This window comes from uncultured Campylobacter sp., from assembly GCF_937949835.1.
Taxonomy (GTDB): domain Bacteria; phylum Campylobacterota; class Campylobacteria; order Campylobacterales; family Campylobacteraceae; genus Campylobacter_B.
The window spans coordinates 1-6759 of record NZ_CALEDC010000168.1; the positions used below are offsets into that span (position 1 = coordinate 1).

Annotated in this window: 6 protein-coding genes and 1 other RNA gene; 6 read left to right on the forward strand and 1 reads right to left on the reverse strand. The window is 43.2% G+C overall.

The window, feature by feature from the left end:
- The 4 genes from Q0256_RS03645 to Q0256_RS03660 form a co-directional block, all read left to right on the forward strand.
- On the forward strand, positions 1–1292 hold a 1292-nt coding region (locus Q0256_RS03645; RefSeq protein ID WP_297960131.1), incomplete at its 5' end, for a toprim domain-containing protein.
- Complete coding sequence (locus tag Q0256_RS03650; protein ID WP_297960133.1) at positions 1292–2722, forward strand: EAL domain-containing protein; 1431 nt, start codon at positions 1292–1294, stop codon at positions 2720–2722. The genes Q0256_RS03645 and Q0256_RS03650, both read left to right, overlap by 1 nt.
- Positions 2722–3102: a preQ(1) synthase gene (gene queF / locus Q0256_RS03655; RefSeq protein WP_297960135.1), complete on the forward strand. Its 381-nt coding sequence runs from the start codon at positions 2722–2724 to the stop codon at positions 3100–3102. Before Q0256_RS03650 ends, queF begins: the two co-directional genes overlap by 1 nt.
- On the forward strand, positions 3099–4334 hold the full coding sequence (locus Q0256_RS03660; protein WP_297960137.1) for an HD domain-containing protein: 1236 nt from the start codon (positions 3099–3101) through the stop codon (positions 4332–4334). The genes queF and Q0256_RS03660 overlap by 4 nt, the downstream gene beginning before the upstream one ends.
- Positions 4335–4337: 3 nt before the next feature.
- Here Q0256_RS03660 and ffs read toward each other — a convergent pair.
- Positions 4338–4435: signal recognition particle sRNA small type (ffs, locus tag Q0256_RS03665), an RNA gene on the reverse strand.
- A 47-nt stretch (positions 4436–4482) separates the two neighbouring features.
- On the opposite strand from ffs, the gene Q0256_RS03670 reads away from it, so the two are divergent.
- Entirely contained in the window at positions 4483–4902 is a 420-nt protein-coding gene (locus Q0256_RS03670) for a hypothetical protein (RefSeq protein WP_297901478.1), read from the forward strand.
- Between the two features lie 64 nt (positions 4903–4966).
- Positions 4967–6759 (forward strand): translational GTPase TypA (typA, locus tag Q0256_RS03675; RefSeq protein WP_297960139.1); only part of this gene is annotated, 1793 nt, incomplete at its 3' end.

Genomic DNA, 6759 nt, shown 5'->3' on the forward strand with positions numbered 1-6759 from the left:
TTAAGCCGATCGTGCAAAAGATGGCGTTTGAAGTGCTTAGTAAGTATTTTGAAGAAAATCCGATCGAAGCGCGCGCTATTATGAATAAAGCTCTTTTAGCCGCGCGCGGTCGCGAAGCGGCAAAAAAAGCACGCGATCTAACGCGCAAAAAAGACAATATAAATTCCGTCGGCACCCTTCCCGGAAAGTTAGCCGATTGTCAGAGTAAAGATGCAAACATTAGCGAAATTTATCTAGTAGAGGGCGATAGCGCGGGCGGCTCGGCGAAGCAGGGAAGAGACCGCGTGTTTCAAGCGATCCTGCCGCTTAGAGGTAAAATTTTAAACGTAGAAAAGGCGCGCCTGGATAGAATTTTGCAATCTGAAGAGATTAAAAATATGATCACGGCCTTTGGTTGCGGTATCGGCGAGGAATTTAACGAAGAAAAGCTCCGCTATCATAAAATCATCATTATGACCGATGCGGACGTCGACGGCAGCCACATTCAGACGCTACTTCTAACATTTTTCTTTAGATTTTTGCGCCCTATCGTAGAAAACGGCTATGTTTATCTGGCACAGCCGCCGCTTTTTAGATATAAAAAGGGCAAAAAAGAAATTTATCTGAAAGACGAAAAGGCGCTTAGCGAGTTTTTGATCGAAACTGGCATCGATATGGGCGAGTTTGAAGGCATCGGCAACGAGGATCTGATTGATTATCTAAAAATCGTCTCAAACTATCGCTCGCTTCTTAATGAGCTTAAAAAGCGCTTCAGCGTGCTTAGCGCGATCAGATTTTTGATAGAAAACGACGAAGCGCGAAGCCTTGTCTACGAGGAGCTATTTAAAATTTTAAAACCGCGTTTAGAAAGCGAAGGATTTAACATCTTAAATTCCTATGTAAATGATGAAGGCATTAGAATTTATGTCCAAACTCCGAACGGCTTGGAACAGCTTGTGATAGATGAGAATTTATTCGGCAATTATATCTTTGAAGAGGCGATTAGAATTTATTCAAAGATCAAAGAGCGGGATGTAAGCTTCGGTAAGGATTTTATTGAAATTTTAGATGAAATCGAAAAAAGCTCGAAAAAAGGCGCTTATATTCAGCGCTATAAAGGTCTTGGAGAGATGAATCCGGAGCAGCTTTGGGAAACAACTATGAGCCCTGAAAATAGAAGGCTTTTAAAAATTAGCATTGCAGACGCACAGAGTGCTAGCGATACCTTTAATCTCTTCATGGGCGACGAGGTTGAACCGCGTAGGAATTACATTCAAGACCATGCCAAAGACGTTAAACACTTGGATATATAATGTCTGTTTTATTTAGTGAGACCAAAGAGCGCGAAAATCGTTTTATAACGGCACTTAAAATTTCGGTGCCGTTTACCTGCGTTTTAATTGTTTTCGGAATTATTTTGTTTCGAAACGGCGAGTTTAAATTTGACGACGTAATTTTATTTTTGATACTTTTAATCTGCTATGTTTATTATGTCATCTATCAAATTTACTTTGGCTTTCAAAAGACGCTGATCGATCCCGTTACTCACGTATTCGTGCGCGAGGAGATCGAGAAAATTTTAAGCAATGATTTAGCTAAAAATCGTCAAATAAATATCGTTCTTTTGCGAATTAAAAATATCATCGACATAAACGATCGATACGGTTATAAAAACGGCGATGAAATTTTATATGAGTATTGTAAGGAACTTTCAAATTTTATGGCGGAGCAGGGTTTTAAGGACCTTCCGATCGGGCGCTTTATAAACGGCTACTTTGTATTCGGCGTAGAATCAAAAGCTACAAATTTAAGTCATATTTTGCGGATGTTTGAGCATAAAATTTCAAGTCAAACGATTAAAAACGTAGAGATAAAAAGTGAATTTACAATGCTTCCAAGTTCATATGACCGAAATCTAAATAATATCGTAAATGCTCTATTTTATAAGATAAATCACCTGGACGACGAAGAGCACGGCGAGAAGGCTATTGACGTAGAGAAAGTATTAATTGACGTATTTTCCGCCGACGTAATGGAAGCGATCGATAGTGAAAATTTCAGCTTTAAATATCAGCGCGTTGCAGATAAAAACGGCGTAAAATCGCATATAAATTTGATCCCGAAGCTCGATCTAAGAAGCGGCGAAAAGATTACAAAAAGTAGAATTTTAGATATTTTGCTGCTAAATCATTACGATATTAAATACGATATTTCGATGATGAGGCAGATTTCTAGGATCATCTATTTTAAAGATATCGATGCTAAAATTTTTATCGAGATCATGCCTCAGACCCTGCGAAATAACGAGTTTCGCAATGAAATTTTAAAGCTCATCGATAATAATCTAATCGATCCAAAAAAGATTGTGTTTGAGTTTAACGAAAAGCTTATCTATTCGGAGATTAAGCGCTTTGATGAAATTTTAATTAAATTCCGCGAACTCGGTTTTAGCTTCGCTCTGTCGCAGTTCGGCGGCTCAAACGCGAGCTTTGAATATTTAAAATTTTTAGAAGTGGATTTTATCGTTTATGATATAGAATTTAACAAAAATTTAGACGACGAAAAGATCAAAAATATATTTATCGGCATCAACGAAGCCTGTGCAAAATCGAGCATCAAAACCGTAATGCGCTTTGTAGATAAGCAGGAATTTCAAATGCAGCTTTATACAATGGGTATCGATTATATTCAGGGATTTTGCGTCGAAAAGCCGAACGATATATCGAATTTAAGGAGATCATAGTGAGATATGGCGAAGAGGAAATTGAGAAATTTGACATAGAAAAGATGGAAGTTTGGCCCAATAAACAAAAGCGCGATTATCTTATAAAAATAACCCTACCTGAGTTTTGCTGCCGCTGTCCGCGCTCGGGCTATCCGGACTTTGCGACGATCTATTTGGAATATATCCCCGATAAGCTCGTAGTCGAACTTAAAGCTATCAAACTTTACATAAATTCCTTTATGAACCGCTACATCAGCCATGAGGATAGCATAAATGAAATTTACGGCGCGCTGCAAAGCAAGTTAAAGCCTAAATTTATGAAAATCACGGGCGATTTTAATCCGCGCGGCAACGTCCACACGGTAATCGAAATAAACTCGGATCAAATTTACCGATGATAAGCTCAAATTTAGTCGAACAAATTTTTAAATCCGCAAGCATTAGCCGCTGGAACGATTACCCAAAGATGGTAAGTTTAGTTGAGCTCGACAAGCAGGCGCATAAATTTATCATCGCTTATTTTATCGCTAGCTTTGAGCGCGACGTAGATATCAACTACGTCATCGAAGCGGGGATTTTCGAGTTTTTAGCGCGCATCGTCGTGACCGACATCCGTCCGGACGTCTTTCATCAGATACAAAAAACCAAGAAAAAAAAGATCAACGAATGGGTTTTAAGCGTCCTAGAAAGCGATCTTTTGCCTATTCAAAATGGCGCGTTTCTCGAGCGATTTAAAAAATATCTAAATTCCAAGGATCATAAGAAAGAAGCCGTTATTTTAAAGGCGGCTAGCTACCTCTCTACGCGGTGGGAATTTAATATCGTATATCAAACGAGCCAGTTTTTAAACGATATTGAAGAGCTAAAATCCAAGGTCGAGGAGGAGCTCGAGGATTATTACGAGCTAATCGGCGTGCGAAAGATCGTGATGAATAAAAAACTTGCTCGCATAGTCGATCTTAGCGGCAGACTTCGTTTTCAAAAGCGCTGGGCGCAGACGCCGCGTATCCCTGAGACTTCGGTGCTAGGGCATATGCTAGTAGTCGCGATTTTAAGCTATTTTTTCTCGCTTGAAGTGGGTGCGTGCCGCTCGCGCACGGCGTATAATTTTTTCTGCGCGCTATTTCACGATCTACCAGAAAGCCTCACTCGCGACATCATTAGCCCCGTAAAATACGGTGTTAAAGGCCTTAGTGACATCATCGGCGAATATGAGATGCGGCTAATAGACGATAAAATTTTACCCTTTGTGCCGGAACATATGCGAGATGATTTTAGTTATATTTTGGGTATCCGTAAAGAGGGCAGTAAATTTATAAAAGACGAGTTTGAAAACCGCACCTTCGAGTTAGGCAAGGAGCCTAAATTTGCGGAGGGCAGCCTAAAGATGTTTAACGAAGATAAATTCCGCGCAATCGACGGCAAGGCGCTTAAGTATTGCGATAAGCTAGCGGCATTTTTTGAGGCGGGGATTTCGATCAGCTACGGCGTTAAAAGCAAGGAGCTGCTTAGCGGGTATAATTCGATGTTAGAGTTTTTCAAAGCCAAGCCGAAAATTGAAGGCGTCGATTTTCAGAGTGTTTGCGAGGATTTCAAAGAGCATTTCGGACTTAATAGGATCGATTTATAAAACCCCTTCCCAGATGGCTGCGGCACATGCGAGATCTAAGTGCTCTGCTGTATTCCTACCCTGAAGCGGTGCCTAAAAAAAGCATTGCACAGGTCTAAGAAAGGGCGATCAAGATTATATGGAAATGTTTCTTAAAGTAAGGTTATAAATGAATTTTAAAAATCATCTTTTATCCGTATTTCGCGAGGTTTTTATCCCTCATCATCGTTCTATTGAGTTTAGAGCCAAAATTTTTGCCGCAATGCTTCTTGCCAAAAAGAAGCAGACCGACGAGGATTACGACGTGATCAAAGATATAGCCGGCGAAATTTATCCAGGCGACGAACAGCGCATAGGCGTGCTGGTCTCCATCGTAAAAGAGTATATCTTAAAGGCGAAAACCTATAAAAGCTTAAATTTAGATTCGCTTTTAAAAGAGATCGACAGAGATATCAAAAATAACAAAAAATATATCAAAAAGATTGATTTTTCGCATCTACGCCGTTTGATCGGAGATGATGACGAGGATGCGCTAATCCAACAGCGCGTGTATGAGTTTTTTGTCTGCGAAGTCAAAGAGTATTCGTAAATTTTTATCTTAAGAATTTTTTTAGTATAATCGTCAGTTTTTGAAATTATAAACGGAGAGAAATTTGGAAAATATCAGAAATATCGCGGTTATCGCGCACGTCGATCATGGCAAGACCACTATCGTAGATGAGCTTTTAAAACAGTCCGGCACCTTCGGTAATCACCAAGAGGTCGGAGAGCGCGTGATGGACAGCAACGACATAGAGCGAGAGCGCGGCATTACGATCCTATCCAAAAATACCGCCATCCATTACGGCGGCGTTAAAATCAACATCATCGACACCCCGGGCCACGCCGACTTCGGCGGCGAGGTAGAGCGCGTGCTAAAGATGGTAGACGGCGTGCTTTTGCTCGTCGATGCGCAAGAAGGCGTCATGCCGCAGACAAAATTTGTCGTAAAAAAGGCACTATCTTTGGGGCTCAGACCTATCGTAGTCGTAAATAAAATCGACAAGCCCGCAGCCGATCCGGACCGCGTGGTAAATGAAATTTTCGATCTTTTTGTAGCGCTTGACGCAAACGACGAGCAGCTTGAGTTCCCCGTCATCTACGCCGCGGCCAAAAACGGCTATGCAAAATACGATCTAAGCGATGAGAGCACCGACATGAAGCCGCTTTTTGAGACGATCATCTCTCACGTTCCGACCCCTAGCGGCAGCGACGATAATCCGCTTCAACTGCAGGTTTTCACGCTTGATTACGATAACTACGTCGGTAAGATCGGCATCGCTAGGATTTTCAACGGCACGATAAATAAAAACCAAAGTGTTATGCTAGCCAAAGCTGACGGCACGCACATCAACGGTAGAATTTCAAAGCTGATCGGCTTTAACGGGCTTGAGCGTACCGACATCGATGCGGCGGGCACGGGCGACATTGTGGCGATTGCGGGCTTTGACGCGCTTGACGTAGGCGATAGCATCGTAGATCCCAATAATCCGATCCCGCTTGATGCGCTGCATATCGAAGAGCCGACTCTTAGCGTAATTTTCAGCGTAAATGACGGACCACTAGCCGGCACGGAGGGTAAATTCGTAACCTCAAATAAGATCGACGAGCGCTTGGAAGCGGAGATGAAAACCAACATCGCGATGCGCTATGAAAACGCGGGCGAGGGAAAATTTAAAGTAAGCGGCCGCGGCGAGTTGCAGATTACGATTTTGGCTGAAAATATGCGCCGCGAGGGCTTTGAGTTTTGCCTCGGGCGCCCGGAAGTCATCATCAAAGAGATCGACGGCATCAAATGCGAGCCTTTCGAGCATCTAGTCATCGACGCGCCCGATGATTGTACCGGCACCGTCATCGAAAAGCTCGGTCGCAAAAAGGCCGAGATGAAGGTGATGAATCCGACCGGCGACGGGCAGACGCGCATGGAGTTTGAGATCCCCGCGCGCGGTCTTATCGGCTTTCGCTCGCAGTTTTTGACCGATACTCGCGGCGAAGGGGTGATGAATCATAGCTTTTTGGAATTTCGCCCCTTCATCGGCGCGGTCGAGAAGCGACAAAACGGCGCGCTCGTGAGCATGGAAAACGGAGTGGCGCTAGGATACAGCCTGTGGAACCTGCAAGATCGCGGCGTGCTTTTTATCGCTCCGCAGGCGAAGGTCTATCTGGGCATGATCATCGGCGAGCACAGCCGCCCGAACGATCTGGACGTCAATCCGATCAAGGGTAAAAATTTAACCAACGTCCGCGCCAGCGGCAGCGATGATGCGATCAAGCTCGTGCCGCCACGAGCATTAAATTTAGAGCGTGCTTTAGAGTGGATCGAAGAGGACGAGCTTGTGGAGGTTACGCCGGTAAATATCCGCGTACGCAAGCGATACCTGGACCCTACAACGCGCAGAGGAATGGC